The organism is Streptomyces sp. NPDC030840, from assembly GCF_055572015.1.
This window is the reverse complement of sequence record NZ_JBVIEE010000029.1, coordinates 1-16,723: the sequence shown is the minus strand read 5'-3', so window position 1 is coordinate 16,723 and position 16,723 is coordinate 1. Positions and strand designations below refer to the sequence as shown.

At 66.6% G+C, this 16,723-nt stretch carries 10 protein-coding genes; 5 read left to right on the top strand and 5 right to left on the bottom strand.

Annotated elements, in window-relative coordinates; genetic code table 11:
• Positions 1-804 (top strand): glycosyltransferase family 2 protein, encoded by an 804-nt coding sequence (locus tag ACZ49J_RS39570; protein ID WP_467455962.1) that lies wholly within the window; start codon positions 1-3, stop codon positions 802-804.
• A gap of 276 nt (positions 805-1,080) precedes the next feature.
• Here ACZ49J_RS39570 and ACZ49J_RS39565 read toward each other — a convergent pair whose 3' ends face one another.
• The 3 genes from ACZ49J_RS39565 to ACZ49J_RS39555 form a co-directional block, all read right to left on the bottom strand.
• A complete protein-coding gene (locus tag ACZ49J_RS39565; RefSeq protein ID WP_467455964.1) occupies positions 1,081-5,319 on the bottom strand; it encodes an nSTAND1 domain-containing NTPase in 4,239 nt (1,412 codons plus the stop codon).
• Positions 5,320-5,841: 522 nt separating this feature from the next.
• Complete coding sequence (locus ACZ49J_RS39560; RefSeq protein ID WP_467455965.1) at positions 5,842-7,092, bottom strand: sugar ABC transporter permease; 1,251 nt, start codon at positions 7,090-7,092, stop codon at positions 5,842-5,844.
• Positions 7,089-8,201: a sugar ABC transporter substrate-binding protein gene (locus ACZ49J_RS39555; RefSeq protein ID WP_467455984.1), complete on the bottom strand. Its 1,113-nt coding sequence runs from the start codon at positions 8,199-8,201 to the stop codon at positions 7,089-7,091. The genes ACZ49J_RS39560 and ACZ49J_RS39555 overlap by 4 nt, the downstream gene beginning before the upstream one ends.
• Before the next feature lie 790 nt (positions 8,202-8,991).
• On the opposite strand from ACZ49J_RS39555, the gene ACZ49J_RS39550 reads away from it, so the two are divergent.
• Both ACZ49J_RS39550 and ACZ49J_RS39545 read left to right on the top strand, forming a co-directional pair.
• The gene (locus tag ACZ49J_RS39550; RefSeq protein ID WP_467455966.1) at positions 8,992-10,143 is read left to right on the top strand and encodes a hypothetical protein; all 1,152 of its coding nucleotides are present in this window, start codon (positions 8,992-8,994) and stop codon (positions 10,141-10,143) included.
• Positions 10,136-10,288, top strand: a complete 153-nt coding sequence (locus ACZ49J_RS39545; RefSeq protein WP_467455968.1) for a hypothetical protein — start codon at positions 10,136-10,138, stop codon at positions 10,286-10,288. The genes ACZ49J_RS39550 and ACZ49J_RS39545 overlap by 8 nt, the downstream gene beginning before the upstream one ends.
• Before the next feature lie 437 nt (positions 10,289-10,725).
• On the opposite strand, the gene ACZ49J_RS39540 is transcribed toward ACZ49J_RS39545, so the two are convergent.
• Together ACZ49J_RS39540 and ACZ49J_RS39535 are read right to left on the bottom strand one after the other, a co-directional pair.
• Positions 10,726-10,893, bottom strand: a complete 168-nt coding sequence (locus ACZ49J_RS39540) for a hypothetical protein (RefSeq protein ID WP_467455970.1) — start codon at positions 10,891-10,893, stop codon at positions 10,726-10,728.
• 193 nt (positions 10,894-11,086) lie between these two features.
• Positions 11,087-12,150 (bottom strand): IS630 family transposase gene (locus ACZ49J_RS39535; protein WP_468351890.1). Its coding sequence is split into 2 segments (ribosomal slippage): positions 11,087-11,704 and positions 11,707-12,150, totalling 1,062 coding nucleotides; the frame shifts between segments, so codons are not numbered across the junction.
• A gap of 209 nt (positions 12,151-12,359) precedes the next feature.
• Between ACZ49J_RS39535 and ACZ49J_RS39530 the strand changes: the two genes are divergently transcribed.
• Complete coding sequence (locus tag ACZ49J_RS39530; protein WP_467455974.1) at positions 12,360-14,123, top strand: AIPR family protein; 1,764 nt, start codon at positions 12,360-12,362, stop codon at positions 14,121-14,123.
• A 724-nt stretch (positions 14,124-14,847) separates the two neighbouring features.
• Positions 14,848-16,392, top strand: a complete 1,545-nt coding sequence (locus ACZ49J_RS39525; protein WP_468351887.1) for a reverse transcriptase domain-containing protein — start codon at positions 14,848-14,850, stop codon at positions 16,390-16,392.
• Positions 16,393-16,723: the final 331 nt, after the last annotated feature.

Here is a 16,723-nt window from a genome sequence, read left to right as displayed (position 1 = left end):
ATGCACAAGATGATCTCCGTCGTCACCCCTGTCCACCCGGAGGGCGCGGGCTTCCTCCCGCAGGCCTACGCGTCGCTGCGCTCCCAGAACCTTCCTGACGGCTGGTCGTGGGAGTGGTGTGTGCAGGAGGACGGAAGCGACGTCAGGGCCCGCGCGCACCTGCCGGCGGACGATCCGCGCATCCGCGTCTCGGCGTCCCGACGCGGCGGCCCGCACGTGGCGCGTACGCTGGCGTTCGCCCGCTCGACCGGCGTGTACGTGAAGAACCTGGACGCCGACGACCAGCTCACCGCCGGTGCTCTCGCCCGCGACATCGCCGTGCTGGAGGAGCACCCCGAGGTGGGCTGGACCACGTCCCGGGTGATCGACCTCCTCGAGGACGGCAGCACCGTCTCCTTCGACAGCGATCCCGAGCCCGGCCGCTTACCGCGAGGCAGCGCGTACGGCTTCTGGGCCGAGCACCGCCGGCCCCGGATCCATCCCGCCGCGCTGTGTGTCCGGCGCCCCCTGCTGGCGCTGCTCGGCGGCTGGATGGCCCTGCCGGCCTCCGGTGACACGGGCCTCCTGCTCGGACTCGACGCGCTGGCGGACGGTTGGTTCATCGGTGACACCGGTCTCGTCTACCGCAAGCATCCGGGGCAGATCACCACGCACCCGCATCACAGGGCCGGCGCGGAATGGGAAGCGCGGATGTCGTTGATCCAGGAGCGCGCCATCGCCCTTCGCGCGTGGTCGGGCCTCGCGGTCGAGCCGGAGGCGCAGGCGCTCGTCGCCCCCCTCCGCGAACTGCGCGGCGGCCGGTGACCCTTCTGCGGTCACGGCGCCTTTCGCACCGCCCGCCGCGGATAAGCCCGTCCACCACGCCTGCGGACGCCGCGCACGCGAGGGCCCGGACCTGCGGACGCCGCACATGCGAGGGCCCGATCGCTGGCGACGGGGGATGCACCAGCGATCGGGCTGTGGCCAAGCCTAACAAGGCTGCTGGTCCGGCGGGAGCCCACCGCTCAGCTGCATCGAGGACATGTGATCGGGATCACTCGACATCGTCCGCGGTGCCGGAAACGGAGAGCTCGCGGTCGGTCACTGAGCGCACGGGGGGTCGTACGACAACCGGGGCAGGTACTCCTGCCACTTCTCCTCCGTGAGCACGCCCCGCGTGGTCGAGCAAATGCGGCGGATGGCCTCGTCGACGTCCAGATTCCACAGCCGGACGGTATCGGTTCCGCTCGATATGCCGAGCATGTGGCTTTCGGGGTTGAAGGACAGGAAATTGCCTGTCTTGGCGTTGGGGCTCATCGACTGACCGATGGGACCCGCCTCGGCGGGGTCGGAGACGTTCCAGAGCCGGACCGTGTTGTCGTTGCCCCCGCTCGCCAGTGTGTGCCCGTCCGGGCTGTACGTCAGCGACACGACCGCCTCGGTGTGGCCGGTCAGCGGGGCACCCAGCCGGGTCGCCCCGGCGGGGTCGGACACGTTCCAGAGGCGGACCGTGTCGTCGTCGCCTCCGCTGGCCAGCGTGTGGCCGTCCGGGCTGTAGGCGAGCGCGTTGACGGGCCCGCTGTGCCACCTGAGCGGTGAGCCGATCGGCGTGGTGTGCGCCGGGTCGGTCACCTTCCACAGCCGGATGGTGCCGTCGGCGCTGCCGCTGGCCAGTGTGTGGCCGTCCGGACTGAAGGCGAGGGAGTTGATGTAGCCCTTGTGGCCGCTGATCGGGGCGCCGTACGCCACCGCGTGGGACGGGTCCCGGACGTTCCACAGCTGGAAGCGGCGGTCGTCGTAGGCGGTGGCGAGCGTGCGCCCGTCCGGGCTGTACGCCAGCGAGTCGGGACCCATGAACCGGCCCCGCAGGGCGAGGGGCCGCCCGTAGGAGACCGGCCGGGTCGGATCGGAGACGTTCCACAGGTACACCGTCCGGTTGCCCGTGAGGACCGCGAGGGTGCGGCCGTCGGGGGAGAACACCATCTCCTGGCCGCCTTCCGCGCGCATGAACGGTTTGCTCAGCGCCACCGGCCGGCCGGGTTTCTCCACGTTCCACAGCCGGACCCCGCCGTCGCGCGCGGCCGTGGCGAGCACCCGCCCGTCGGGACGGAACTCCCCGCTGCGGCCGATCATGTCCGACGCCGGTATCGACCACAGACGGACCTTGCTGTCGCCGCTCCCCGTGGCGAGCGTCCGGCCGTCGGGGCTGAACCCCAGGGCGTACATCTCGCCGCTGCTGCCCGCGAGCGGCTCGCCGACCTGCGACGGGTACTGCGGATCGCTCACGTTCCACAGGCTCGCCGTGCTGTCCGCGCTGGCGGCGGCGAGCTGCTCCCCGTCCGGGCTGAAGGCCACCGACCAGATGGGACCGGTGTGGCCGGTGAGGGGTGAGCCGATGGGTTCGGCGTGGGCCGGGTCCGCCACGTCCCACAGGCGGATGGTGTCGTCCGCGCCTCCGCTGGCGAGGGTGCGGCCGTCCGGGCTGAAGGCCACGGAGTGGACGAGATCCGTGTGGCCGGTCAGGGGTGAGCCGACGGGTTCGGCGTGGGCCGGGTCGGCCACGTCCCACAGCCGGATGCTGTCGTCGTCACCTCCCGCCGCCAGCGTGCGGCCGTCGGGGCTGAACGCGACGGAGCGTACGGCGGCCGTGGGGCCGGTCAGCGTGCTGAGCGCCTTCGGCCGGCGCGGGTCGTCCACCTTCCACAGGCGCACGGTGCGGTCCTCGCCGACGGAGGCCAGGGTACGGCCGTCGGGACTGAAGGCGATCAGGTAGATCGTGCCCTCGTGGGCGGCCAGGGGCTCACCGAGCGGGGACGGGTGACGGCGGTCCCGCACGTCCCACAGCCGGATCGTGCCGTCGTCGCCGGCGCTGGCGAGGGTACGGCCGTTCGGACTGAACACCGCGCTGCTCACCCAGCTCGTGTGGCCGGTGAGGGGCTCGCCCAGCGGCTCTGGGCGGCTCCGGTCGCTCACGTCCCACAGCCGGACGGTCCGGTCGTAGCTGGCGGTGGCCAGGGTCCTGCCGTCCGGGCTGAACGAGGTGAGGTAGACGGCGCCGGTGTGGCCGAGCAGGGGCGTGGCCAGCGGCGCGTTGACGATGGAGATCAGCCGGTTGCCCGCGTCCTCGTCGTCCGGGCGCAGACGGTGTGCCACCAGGTCGAGCTGGGCGGACAGCGACGGATCCGTGTACTGCACCCGGTCGGCCTCGGCGACCACCTGCTCGAACACCGCGTCGTTGCGCTGCTGCCAGGCGACGACCGCGGCGCCGACGGCCAGGACCGCCAGGACGACCAGCGCCGACACCGCGCTCCGGCTGATCCACACCGTGCGCCTGCGCAGCCGGACCGACGCGGCCAGGAACTCCACCGCGCTCCGGGTCAGGATGGTGTCGGCGGCCTCCCCGGCGGACTTCGCCCAGGTGTGGGCCTGCTCCAGCCGCGAACCCCGGTAGAGCAGCGAGGAGTCGCGGTTCGAGCCCTCCCAGGCCCTGCCGTCCTCCTCCAGCCGCTGCCGCAGCAGGTTGCCGCCCCGGTCCTCGTCGATCCAGTCGCGCAGCCGCGGCCAGGCGTGGAGCAGCGCTTCGTGGGTGATCTCCACGGTCTCCGCGTCGAGGGTCACCAACCGGGCCCGCACCAGGGCCTCCAGGGACTCCTCCGTCTTGCCCGGGTCCGTCGACTCCGCCGCCAGCTGGCGCCGCGTGCCCCGCCTGCGGGTGGCCTGGGTGTCCTCGCCCAGCCGCACCAGCCTGAGCAGGAGCAGCCTCGCGGCCGTACGTGCCGCCGGGTCGAGCCCGGACCAGGCCCGCTCGGCGGTCGCCGCGACCGCCCCCTGGATGCCGCCCGCCGCGCGGTAGCCGGACAGCGTCAGCCGCCCCGCCTTGCGCCGCTGCCAGGTGGCGAGCAGGGCGTGCGAGAGCAGCGGCAGCACCCCCGCGTCGTGGGCCCCGCGAGGGCCGTCGGCGCTCACCTCCCTCACGATCAGCTCCGCAAGCCCCGGTTCGAGCTCCAGCCCCACGGCCTTGGCCGGCCCGGTCACCGCCTCGCGCAACTCCGCGCTGGTCAGCGGCCCGAGCACCATGTGCCGGTGCTGCAGCGCGTCGGCCAGCTCCGGGTACCTGAGGCACTGCTCGTAGAAGTCGGCGCGGATGCCGAGGACCACGAGGGCGGGGGCGCCGGGGGGAGGAGTGGCGTCCGGGGGCGGGGTGGCGCCCGGGGCGCCGTACGCGTGGGTGTCCGCGGCGTCGTCCGCGGTGGCGTCCGTGTCGGGTGGCGTGCACGCGGCGTGGAGGATCTGGACGAAGGTGCTCCGGACCGTCTCGTCGGAGCAGAGGGTGAACGCCTCCTCGAACTGGTCCACGATGACGACCGGACGCGCGCCGGACCCGGCCTCACGGCGCGCCCAGGCGGCGACGGCCTTCCGGGCGGCGTGGGCGAACTCGGCCGTACCGGGCCGTGGGGCGATGGAGGTTCCGGCTGTCGAAGTCCCCGCCGTCGTGGTCCCCGCCGTCGTGGTCCCTGCCGTCGAGGTCCCCGCTGTCGTGGTCCCTGCCGTCGAGGTCCCCGCTGTCGTAGTCCCTGCCGTCGAGGTCCCCGCCGTCGAGTTCCCTGCCCCGGATACGAGGTGGGCGAGCTCGGGGATCCGGAGCGTCAGCTCCCTCAGCGGGTCAGCTCCCGGTACGAGCTGGAGGACCTCCCTGGCCCCGCCGTCCTCGTCCAGGGCGCCGCGCCGCAGCGCGGGCACCAGGCCGGCGTGCAACAGGGACGACTTCCCCGCCCCCGAGGCGCCGACGAGCATCACCAGGCCCCCCGGCTCCTCCGCCGCGCGCAGCAGCGCGACGAGGGAATCCGTGCTCCGCTCCCGGCCGAAGAACCACCGGGCGTCCTGCTGGCGGTACGAGGCCAGACCCCGGTAGGGGCACACAGCACCGGGAACGGCCGGAGATTCGGCCGGGCCCCGTTCCTTCTCCCTCTCTTCGGCGGGCGTTTCGGACGGCTCCCCCGCCGGATCGGCGACCGCGCGCTCCCACAGGCGCTGCCACTGGGCCAGGTCGTACAGGCCCGGGGACACGGGCGCGGGCTGCGAGCGCCGAGCCTGGGGGATCAGGATGTGCAGCACCGCCGCGAGGGCGGTCCACTGGGCGGGCACGTTCTTGGCCCGCCGCCAGTCGCTGATCCGCTGGGCGGAGACCCGCACGGGGCGCCCTCGTTCGTCGACCCGCTGAAGTCGGACGACCGCCTCGGAGACGCTCTTGAGGGGAGGATTGCCGGCCTCCTTGTACAGCAGCGCGAGACGTTCCGCGAAAGCCGTGCGTGCACCCGAGCCGGAACTCAAGGTCTCCACTCCCCACTTCCCCTCACTGGTCCCGCACTGTCCCCGTGCTGTCCCCGCATCTGACTTCCGGACCGGAAAACTCACTTTATCTGCCTGACCTGCGGTAACGGCATCGGACCGGTGCCGGAACCTCCTCCGGCGGAGCCACAGCTGGAAGGATCACGACGCAGGAGCGAAAACCACTCGCGCGGCGCCCGAACAGGCCATCAGCTCACGCTCGGAGAGACAACATGACGCCGCATGTTCTCGGCCACCTTCCGCCGGACCCGGAACACTGCGGCGACCGTCTCGTCGCGTGAACCCGGGCGATCCGTGGAGCAGGTCCCCAGCGGACCGCTGTCGCGTCGACCACGGGTCCGGCCCGCCGTCGATCCGCACCGCAACGACGCGGACCGACGCCGCCTCAGCGTTCGGCACCGGTCCCCACGAGGGGAGGGACCGGCGCCGAACGACGCGGTGGGGCGGATGGCGAGGGGAGCCGGGGAGTAGGGGAGCCGGGGGCTGGGCGGGAACCCGGCCCGCGTTCGCGCCTCAGGCCCGCCAGCGCGACTCCGCGCCGCGCCGCGCCAGTGCGTCGAGGACCACGGCGGTGAGCAGCACACCACCGGTGACCATCAACTGGACCGGGGGATCGACCCCCACCAGCGCCATGCCCGAGGCGATCGACTGGATGATGAGCACGCCCAGCAGCGCGGACCAGGCCGAGCCGCGTCCGCCGAACAGGCTGGTCCCACCGATGATGGCGGCCGCGATGGCGCTGATCAGCAGGGTGCCGGAGCCCGGGACCTGGCTCGCCGAGGTGAGCCGCGACGCGACGAACAGACCGCCGACCGCGGCCAGGGCCCCGGAGACCATGAACACCGCGATCCGCACCCGGGTCACATCCACGCCCGCCCGCCGGGCCGCCTCCGCACCGCCGCCCAGCGCGAGGACCTTGCGGCCGTAGGGCGTTCGGCGCAGGAAGAGGTCCGAGGCGACGATGACCGCGAGGAACACCAGGAGCGCCAGCGGCAGGCCCTGGAACCGGCCCAGCACGTACACCGTGGCGAACGAGACCGCCGCGAGCAGGGCCGTACGCGCCCAGATCTCGCCCACCGGCCGGGACGGCATCCCGGCGGCGCTGCGGCGTCTGCGGTCGTGGTAGGAGACGAGGAGGTACGCGGCCGTGCCGAGTGCCGCCAGTCCGTAGGTGGCGACGGCGGCGCCGAAGTAGCGGCTGGTCAGCTTGGCGACCAGCCCCTCCTCGCTGAAGTTGATGGCGCTCTCCGGTGCCAGCAGGTAGAGCATCAGGCCGTTCCAGGCCAGCAGGCCCGCGAGGGTGACGACGAACGCGGGTACGCCGATTCTGGCGAAGAAGAACCCGTGGACGGCTCCCGCCGCCGCGCCACTCGCCACCGCGATGATCACGGCGAGCCACTCCGGCATTCCGATGTTCACGTTCAGTGACGCGAACACGGCGCCCGCCAGCCCGGCGAGGGAACCCACCGACAGGTCGATCTCGCCGATCAGCAGCACGAAGACGACGCCGACGGCGATCATGCCGATCCCGACGATGTCCACGCTGAGGACGGACAGGTTGCGCGGCGAGAGGAAGTTGTCGTTGAGGCCCTGGAACACCATCCAGGTCACGGCGAGAGTGAGCAGGACCGGGACAGGACCGAAGTCACCCTGGTGCAGTCGGCGGCGCACCGCGCCGGCGTACGCCCTGAGATGTCCTGCATACGGCCGGCGAGGGGGCCGAACCGGCACGTGGCCACCTCCTTCCGCCTCGGGCGGGCTCATCCGTTGAGTCCGGCCCTGTCGCAGGCGGACCGCAGATCCGCAGTACAGATCTGATCGACGGTGTACAAACCATCCTTGACCAGGGTGTCCTTGATGTTACCGACAGTCACCGAAATCGACGGGAGCAGAACCGCCGGAATGTCCTTCGTGGTGGCGTTGTCGACAGTGCCGGTGGCGACGGAGCCGACCGCCTCGCCGCGCCCCAGGGCGACGGCCATCTCCACGGCGGCGTCGGCCGCGGGCTTGAAGGGCTTGTAGATGGTCATGGACTGCTCGCCGCTGACGATGCGGCGCACGGCCGCGAGATCGGCGTCCTGGCCGGTGATCGGGGGCAGCGACTCGACCTCGGCGGCGTTGAGGGCGGAGATCACGGCGCCGGCGAGGCTGTCGTTGGCGGCCAGAACGCCGTCGATGTTGCCCGCGCCCAGGTCGGCGATGGCGCTGGTCATGTTGGTGAAGGCGTTCTCCGGCCGCCATCCGGCCGTGTCGTACGACTTGCCGATCTTCACCCTGCCCTCGAGCACGGAGAGCGAGCCCCGCTTGAACCAGCCGGCGTTGGGGTCGACCGTGGCGCCGTTCATCATGACGATCTGGCCGCCCCGCGCCTTCGGGCCCATGGCCTTCAGGAGCGCCTCGCCCTGGAGCCTGCCGACCTCCGCACCGTCGAAGGTGACGTAACCGGAGATCGGCCCCTCCGCGAGCCGGTCGTAGGCGACGACGGGAATGCCGGCCCGGTGTGCGGCAGTGACCGACGGACGCAGCCCCTCGGCGTCGATGGCGGCGAGGATCAGGACGTCCACACCCTTGGTGATCATGGCCTCGAGCTGCTGCCGCTGAACCGCCGGGTCGGGCGTGGCACCGACGGACGCCGCCGGACAGTCCGGGCACAGCTCCTTGAGCTTCTCCTCGATCAGCGGCCTGTCGAACTGCCCGAAGCGAGAGGCCCCGCCCCCTGGCAGCAGCACACCGACGGTAAGGCCGTCGCTCTCACCCTCGCCGTCCCCACCACAGGCCCCGGACAACACAAGCCCAGCGGCAACCGCGACCGCCACGGCCACCCGGGTGAGGGCCCTGCGCTTCACGACCGAAAGCCCGCCACCGAGACCCATCATCGACCCCTCGGGATCTGCCCTGCTTTGCCCTTTATCAAGCAGTTCATTCCCCAGCGTAGCCAAGCGGCGATCGTCCCGTTCGAGCGCCGATGACGGCGGGGGCGAGGGCGACGGGGGCGAGAGCGGCGATGGCGGCGAGGGGATGACGCAGCGGTGGCGGCAAGGGCGATGGCGGCGACGAGGGCCTTGAGTGGGGCAACCCTGGGCGGCGGTCACTGCCCGACGGCGCTTCGATGCCGCGCGCGGGCACACGGAACCACTCAGGGGCCCGACCCGCTGCGCGGATCAGGCCCCTGACCTGGTACTTCACTGTCGGGGTGGCGGGATTTGAACCCACGACCTCTTCGTCCCGAATAATGTGCGGAAAGATGGCTGACCAGGATCTTTGAATGTATGTGCAGGTCAGGGCCTCGGTGTGCGTTGGTCAGCGTGGGCACCGCGCGCCATGTTTTTCTTGATCCACTCCCCGTTCACTCCCCGGGGCTTGGCCCTGAGGCATGGTCCGCTAGGGCGGGATTCGTCGCCGAGTGGGTACCGCGTGTCCCACTGATGGGACGCCCCGCCAACACCGGTCATGGGCCTGCTGAGGTCCCGAGGGGAAGCGCGGTGGACGTGTCCCCGTCATCTACATCCTGCGGAACCATGACGGGCGGTCTGCGGGTGCCCGCCCCCTCGCAGGGTGTGACCATCATCACGCCATCGACGGTCAGATTCTTTGTCCCTTCAGGGGGTGCGCCGCCGCCGATAGATGAAACCGTTTCTATCCATCGGGAGGAAAGCGCACCCCATGTCCAGCAAGATTGCTGCTCAAGGGCCACCTCTGCCGCGTCGAAGCGGTACTGACCTGTGGGATGGCGTGCCAGCCCTCACGGAGCCGCCACCGGTTCCGCAGGCGCGCCGTTCAATCAGCCCCGACGTGCTGGGGCGCCTGACAAAGGCGCTGGAGGATCTCAAGGCTGCCAGAACCACACTCGTCGATCTCTCGGACGAGCAGCTTGTCGAGCGCGCCGAAGATGTGCTGTTCGACATGCTTTCGACCGCGTTCCCCGGTGCGGATGCACCGAAGGCGGTGAAAAGCCTGGCCTTCGAAAAGGTGCGGGTTGGGGTCTACGCCGTACGCGTTCGCGGCACTGTGGCGGTCCGCCCCTTCATGGACTTGCCAAACCTGCGGTCGGCGGCGGCATCACATCTCAAGCAAATCACTTTGGAGGTCGAGTTCGTCGCTGGGATGCGACTGGCGTCAGATGGCCGTGCCCATGGGAACCTTTCGGTAGCCAGCGTCCACTACGACACCATTACGGCACTGAAAGCTCGTGAGGCGGCCATTCAGGGCAAGGTCGAGCCTGTAGCCGGTCTTGCCTCGCTCGTGCTGGGGCTGCACTGCTCGGAGCGATGGAATGAGGCGGTGTCCACCGCCTTGCTGGGAAGCTGGACAGAGCCGCTGCTGAGCGACACCGGCAATAGCCGTTCGGCCATGGATCGTCTCCAGACAGAAGCCCAGATCATTCACAAGCAGCTCACTCCCTTATGGCGGCGTGAAGCGGGAGGCTCCCGTCTTCTGCTACTTGACACACCCACGGGGAAGGACACGACCCTCTACGACCTGGTGGCCAGCAGCTTGAGGTGGGAGGACGCCTCACCTTACGACCAGCCTGATGACGCCCGGCTTGGCGCCCTGCTACGCGCCTTGCAGCCCGAGGAACGCGTCGTGATGCTGGCCCGCGCCTGCCCGGGGGTGGCTTCCTGGAAAGAGGCCGCTCTCCTCGCGGGCGCCGCTGATCCAGTCGCCATGGGGAAGCGGGTACGCCGCAAGGTCAACCGCCTCAGAGCCCGCCACAAGGCCCGCGCTGCGGCGGCAGTTCGGCAACAGTCGGTCCGGGCGGCACGCGACTCGGCACGTCTGGCTGGTGGCCCTGAGTGGGGAGGGCGAGATGAGTGACGACCGACAGATCGGCGTGCGTACGGCCGTCGTGCTCCTGGCAGGCGCGATCACCGTCATTGTGGCCGCGCGAAACCCTGAGCTTGGCATGGCCATCGGGATCGGTGTCGCCGTGGTCACCCTGCTGGACCTGCTGATGGAGTAGCCGGGGAACGCCCGGCAACCGGCCGGGAGGCTTCTCCGAGCAGCGGTGTGGCCAGCACCCCGACAGGGCAGAACCCGGGCGGCACCGAGGGAGGTGGGCGGTCAGGGCCCGTCCGGCGAATCGTGCGTCGCGGGGCCTGGCACGCCTTCCCCTCCCCAAAAGGAGGCACCCGTGTTGTGTCACCGGCTGCGGCAGGGCCTGATCGACACGGCTTCTCCGCTTGCGCCCGTGACCCGCAAAGCAGGTCACGGGCCCTTAGTTCCCGTGTGGCGGCGCCAGGATTCGAACCTGGGAAGGCTGAGCCGGCAGATTTACAGAGGGTTCCCTTCATGGCCTCTGAACTGCTGCTTTGCTTCCTGCGTTCAGCTCTGGGGGACGCAGGGGGGATTCCTTGCCGCCGGCCTGCAGCACCCGGTGGAGGCTGACGGGCGCAGCGGTCAGCGGGTGTAGATCCGGTACTCGCCGGGCTGCAGCTCCCAGTCGTGGACGGCCGGCGGGATGGGCTCAGCCCATTCGCGGGGTGCCTCGCAGGGAGCGTCAGTGCTCTCATTCTTGCGGATGCCGCGCAGAGCGCGGTCGCGGTGGAGGTAGAGGCGGTGAGCCATGACCCTCAGCATGGCAGTCGGTCACGAGCCATCCGTCTAGTTCGTCAACGCGGCGGGGTCCGCGGCTCCAACGCAGTGACTCACCCATGCCCCAGGAGCCTTATGTGCCTGGGGTCGGCGGCCGTCCAACTTTTCGACCCTGCGCGGAAAGCGGCCGGCCGGATCGGTTACTGACGTTCAAAGAGTGATGTCGTCATGGTGGGGCGAGTACGAGTCCGGTTCCGGTGAGGCAGCCGTCGAGGACGTCGTGGCGGTATTGGAGTCGGCGTAGGCCCCGCCGGACGGCGGTGATCAGGTCGTGGGGGTCGGCGAAGGCGCGGTTGGCCGTGGTGGTGCGCCGGAGTACCGACCAGATGCCTTCGACCGGGTTGAGGTCCGGTGCGTAGGGCGGGAGTTGGTAGACGGTGAGCCAGTCCCGCTCGGCGATGTAGCGGCGCATCCCGGCCGTCAGGTGGGTGTTCAAGTTGTCCCAGACGAGAACGATCGGGCCGCCGAGCTGCTGGTGGGCGGTCTGGATCAGGTTGCGGTAGTCCTTCCAGGAGAAGCTTTTGCGTCCGTCGGGCCGGGCGTCCGGGCAGGGCCGGTAGATCAGCCGCGGGCGTTCGCCGGGTTTGTAGCAGGCGAGGGCGGCGACGGATAAGCGGCGGCGGGAGCGGCCTCGCACACGTACGACGGGAGTGTGGCCGCGGCGGGACCAGGTGCGGGTGGTCGGCGGCGTCATCGAGAAGCCGGCCTCGTCCTCGAAGACGAGCCAGGCCCCGAGCGCCGCCACGGTCCTTCCACGCTCGGCCAGGTCTCCTTCACCCAGCCGTCCACCGCCGCCTCGTCGCGCTCCACCGCCCGGCGGGCCGGCATCTGGCAGCTCCAGCCATGCCTCTTGAGCAGCGCGGCAACACCCTGGACGGTGTAGCTCTTGTGGAACCGACGCCCGATGAGGGTCTTGATCCGTGACAGGGTCCAGGTCTGGTCCGGCCAGCCGTGCGCCACCGGCCCCTTGGCCAGCTCCTGCTCCAGCACGGCGAACAGTTCGTCGCTGAGCATCGGCAGCGATGCCGGGCCCTTGGAGGCCAGGGCCCTCGGCCCGTCCTGGGACCATGCCTTGCGCCAGCGCTGGACCGATCGGACGCTGACCCGCAGGTCGTGCGCGATGACCGCGTTCTCGTCGCCCTGGGCGAACCGCTCGGCCGCCTCCATCCTCAACTTCTCACGGAAGGCCCGCCGCTCGTCGGTCAGCCCGCCCCCTTGCGCATACCTCATGCAGTCGGCATACCGCAGGGATCACCGGCCGTCAGCCCCTGCCGACACCACGCTTTGAAGCTCAGTAGCCGTCGTTTTGTGCGGCTGTTGACCTATGTGTTTGGTGTACAGGGAGCGGCGAGGTACGCGACACTGAGTACGCAGATCTTCGATCGCCGCAACAAAGCAGCCCTGGGCACTCAACGTTCTTAACTGAGGTGGAGAGTCAGATGACCAAGTCCTCCAGCCAGGACCTCCGTAGAAGCTGCGAACAGTACGCAGCCAAGTATGGATACAGCCCAACTAACCTTGAACGTGGACTGGAGGCCTACGCAGCACATGTCTTCGCTCAAGAAAATGGATTTGACGCGCTACTCGAAGGGGAGCTAACAGCAAAAGCCGACCTTAGCGAATACATCTTCAGAAAGAATGATCTCGGCATCGACGCGTTTCTTGAGGATCCAACAAATAAGAAGATCATCCTACTTCAGGCGGCCTGGCGGAGTAAGCGCCTAGAGGAGGACAAAGTTGCCTCATTCTTCGACAGCCCATCAAGAATCGTTTCATACGATTACCTAAAAGCTGGAGATGATCAAGTCCAGGAACTCCTTGCAGATTTGCGCCAAAAGATGGCAGACGGGTATGAATTGCAGCTCAAATTTGTCACCAACATCAACGTTGCAGACAAAGAGCGACTGCAGGAGTTGACCGAGGCACGCAATACAGCCTACGAAGAATCCGATCAAGCAGTCGTTTGCGAGCTGTACGGGTTCGCAGAGTTGATGCAACGCGATCGTGAGCTGCAATCTGCCGTTCGCGGCGGCCACGTGACCTCAGTAGAATTTAGCATTCAAAAGGGAAAATTTATTGAGCTTCTGGAGCCATATCGAACTGTCATTGCCGTGATCAAGGCGAACGAATTGGTAGATCTCTATCGACGTCGAGATGTTGGCAGTAAGCTATTCAATCTAAACATCCGACTCCCGCTCACCAGCCTCAAGGTGAACCCCAAGATGGTTGAGACGGCCATAAGCGATGAAGAGGGTCCTCACTTCTTCTACTATAATAATGGAGTGGCTGCAGTCTGTAGCCAGTACACTCTCGTAGGGAACAAACTGACAGCCCATAGACTGCAAATCATTAATGGCGCGCAGACAGTGAGTGCCCTAGCTAAGGCGCGGCGCAGGTCGCCAAACTCGGACGTGTATGTGCTATTCCGGTTGACCGAGACGAGTGAACAGTACGGAGGAGCCTTCACCGAAAACATCATCCGCTACAACAACACTCAAAACCCTGTTAAGGTATCCGATTTCTTCTCAAACGACGAGATTCAAATCTGGATTCGAGACAACCTACCGAAACTTTCAGGCAAGGGGCCCGTCCCCGCCTTCTATTACGTTCACAAGTCAGGCTATAAGCCCAAGGGTGCATCGGGACGCGGCATCAAGATCGAGCAGCTTGCGGGAATTAGGCACGCTTTTCTGTATGGTCCCGTGGTCAGCTATCGCGAACCGGCACAATTCTTTGATCGCAGCCTCCGTTACTGGGAAGCCTTTGGGGTCGACGGTAAGGCAGTCGATAACTGGCGCCCTGAAGAGGTAGCACAGGCTGCTGCCGCGATCACTATCCACCAGAGAATTCAAGGGCTCGGCAAGGAATTGAGGAGCAAGGAAGCAACGCGGAACCTTGCCGAAGCTAAGTACTTGTATCGTCTCGCCCGCTATGTGACTGGAATGGTTGCGGTGGGATTGGAGGCGGTAAGGTCGGACAGCTTTAACGACTATCAGACGCTGATCGCATCGAGCCCCACGTTCGATAAGTACGTAGATCCAATCATTCGCGAGGCTAGGGCTGTTCTCCGGCACGAGTGGCGGCGAATCCAGGAGAATAGGGCTGGCGTTCAGGTGGAATATAACCTGGCGCGTGACGACAAGCTCTGGGTCAGGCTCAGCGATACCCTCAAAGAGTCAGTGCTCACTGAAGTTACCTTTTGACAGAGTCGGCTCGTGAAGCCCTGGGAGGCCCTAACTCCACGCTTCAAACCTCTGAAAGCGCGGTAGCTGGACGTGTCTCACCCTGACAGCACCCAACCACTCGCTCAGGCTCCGGTCCTAGCTTCCATGGCCTTCCTTCGGTTACTTAGCAAGCTACCGTCGAACCAGCGCCGCGTGTGGCCGTTGGACGGCCAGGCTCAACGCGTCGAGCTGTAGAGCCTCCGAGCGTGATCTTCGCACGCTGCGCTCCGCGCCATCTCGGATGCCCCGAAGATGCCCGAAGACTGTGCCGCCCTGTGCTCGAACTGCCATGCGCTGAAGCTCTACGGGCCAACGGGAGCAAGCTTGCGCGCCTCCGGGCAGGGCGGCCGCCACTTGTGCACGCAGGCTCTGGGGCAGCGCGTGCGACGTGAGCCGCCCGAAGGCGAGCGGCTCACGTGGAGCTCGTGCACGAGCCAGCCACCGCTCATCTCCCTGACAAGCCATCAACCCACCTTTAGGGGATCGCCGTTGACACCCCAGGCGTTCCCCGTGTACTGACGGACCGTAGTACCTACAGATGCAAGGAAGCTATGATCAGCCTGTCCGTCGAGGGCGGATAGGCTGGCCCAGGTTTGTGGGGATGGTGTGGTCTAGCTACCGCGTTATTCCTAAGCAGCTACGCTCGGTCGCGAGCGGAGCCGCATGAGAGGTATTTTTCCGCCTGGGCTAGCCGCCACTTTGGATGGAGTGCGCGATGCCCTTCGAAGATGACTTGCTGGCAGAGTGCAGGAAGCTAATCCTGCGACATGAGCAGTACGCGCAAGATATTCGTGACGATGATGACCGCCGCTCTGATCGCACGGGCCGGCCACATAGAGGAACCGTGCACCGCCCCAGCTACTGGAGCGTAGATAGGGCCTTCAATCCCTATAAAGTGAGATCGTCGGCGACCTCTATCGCCTATGCGATACAACGGGCCCTCGCGGCAGGGCAATACGCTCCGTATAACCCAATAGCGTATGAAGTGCCTAAAGGGGACGGGGCTACGCGCCGAGTAAGCGTATTCCCTGTGGCCGACGCCACGGTCTCTCGGCGAGTTTACAAGAGTCTGCTTGAGAAGAATCAGGCCCGCTTCAGCTCCTACTCCTTCGCTTATCGTAGTGATCTCTCGGCGCACGACGCGATTAGACATATATCTTCCGAGCTAAACGGACGAGACAGGGTATTCCTGGCAGAGTACGACTTCACGAAATTCTTCGATTCTATCTCACATGACTATGTATGGCGGATAATCAAGGACCACGGATTCCTTGTGTCGCCGCTCGAAAAAAGCGTACTCGATTCCTTCCTGACCACAAATCTTCAAAGTCAGGGATCCTACAAACGCCTGGAACGCTGCGCCGAAAAAGACTTCGGGCTGCCACAGGGGACGTCCATCTCACTCTTCCTGGCAAATGTCGCCGCGTGGGAGCTGGATAGGACACTAGAACGCCTTGGCGTAGGCTTCGCCCGCTACGCCGACGACACTCTAATATGGTCCAATGATTACTCTCTAATTTGCAAAGCCAGCGACACCCTATCCAGCATCAGCCAAAAGATAGGGGCAGAATTGAACTTTCGTAAATCTCACGGCATCAGCATATTCACGCCAGAAGGAACACCGGTTGAGCTGAAATCCAAAGCATGCGTGGAATTTGTCGGATACAAGTTTGACAGCCGCGGAACAGGGATGCGCGCTTCAGCGGTAGCGCGCATCAAGCGACGGATCAGTTATCTAATTTGGGTAAACCTGCTGGAGCCGCTAACAAGCGGTGAGACTTCCCCGTCAAGACTTGCACCCACAATAGACCGCGACTACCAGGTGATGCTTTGGCAGATTCGCCGCTACCTCTATGGTGACCTTAGTGAAAAAAAATTGCGAAGGTTGATCAGCGGGCGAGCTAGGAGGATCCACTTCCCTGGAGTGATGGCCTATTTTCCTCTCGTATCAGATATCTCACAGCTCAAAGAACTCGACGGCTGGCTGGCGCACACCATTTGGACTTCGCTGAATAAGCGCCGCAGAATCCTCATGTCACGCGGGATTCAGGATTTTCCAATCCCTCACGGCCTTAGCGAGTCTCAGTTGTTGAAGGCTCGCACTCGAACCAAAGATGGAGTGGAAATTGACCTGAGGATGCCGTCTTTTGTGCGCATCGGAACTTGCATAAATCAGGCGGCGACAGCACACGGGCCGAACGCTGTGGGGAGAAAGTCCGGCCCCCTCCATTACGAGTACGATATTTGACCTCACTTTTTTCGTGCCGAGAACTATCAATCTTTTCGAATAATCGGGGCGGATGCTCACCTCAGTGCTGCGGGCATGGCTGGTGCCACCTGCGCCCTCGTGGCCCTCACCGCTCCAACTCCCGCCCACGGAGACGAGAAGACCGCGAAGAAGCAGCGGGCCAAGAAGGCAGCCGCAACAACTAGGGAGAGGGCCGCCGCCATGAAGGCGCACAGCCAGCCGCTGGAGCGACTTCTGATGATGCTCCTATTGCCTGTCAAGCGGCATGGAGCCAGTCGCGGTAGGCGTGGGTGAGTGCGTCGTCGCGGCGGATTCCTCGTTCGAGGGTGGA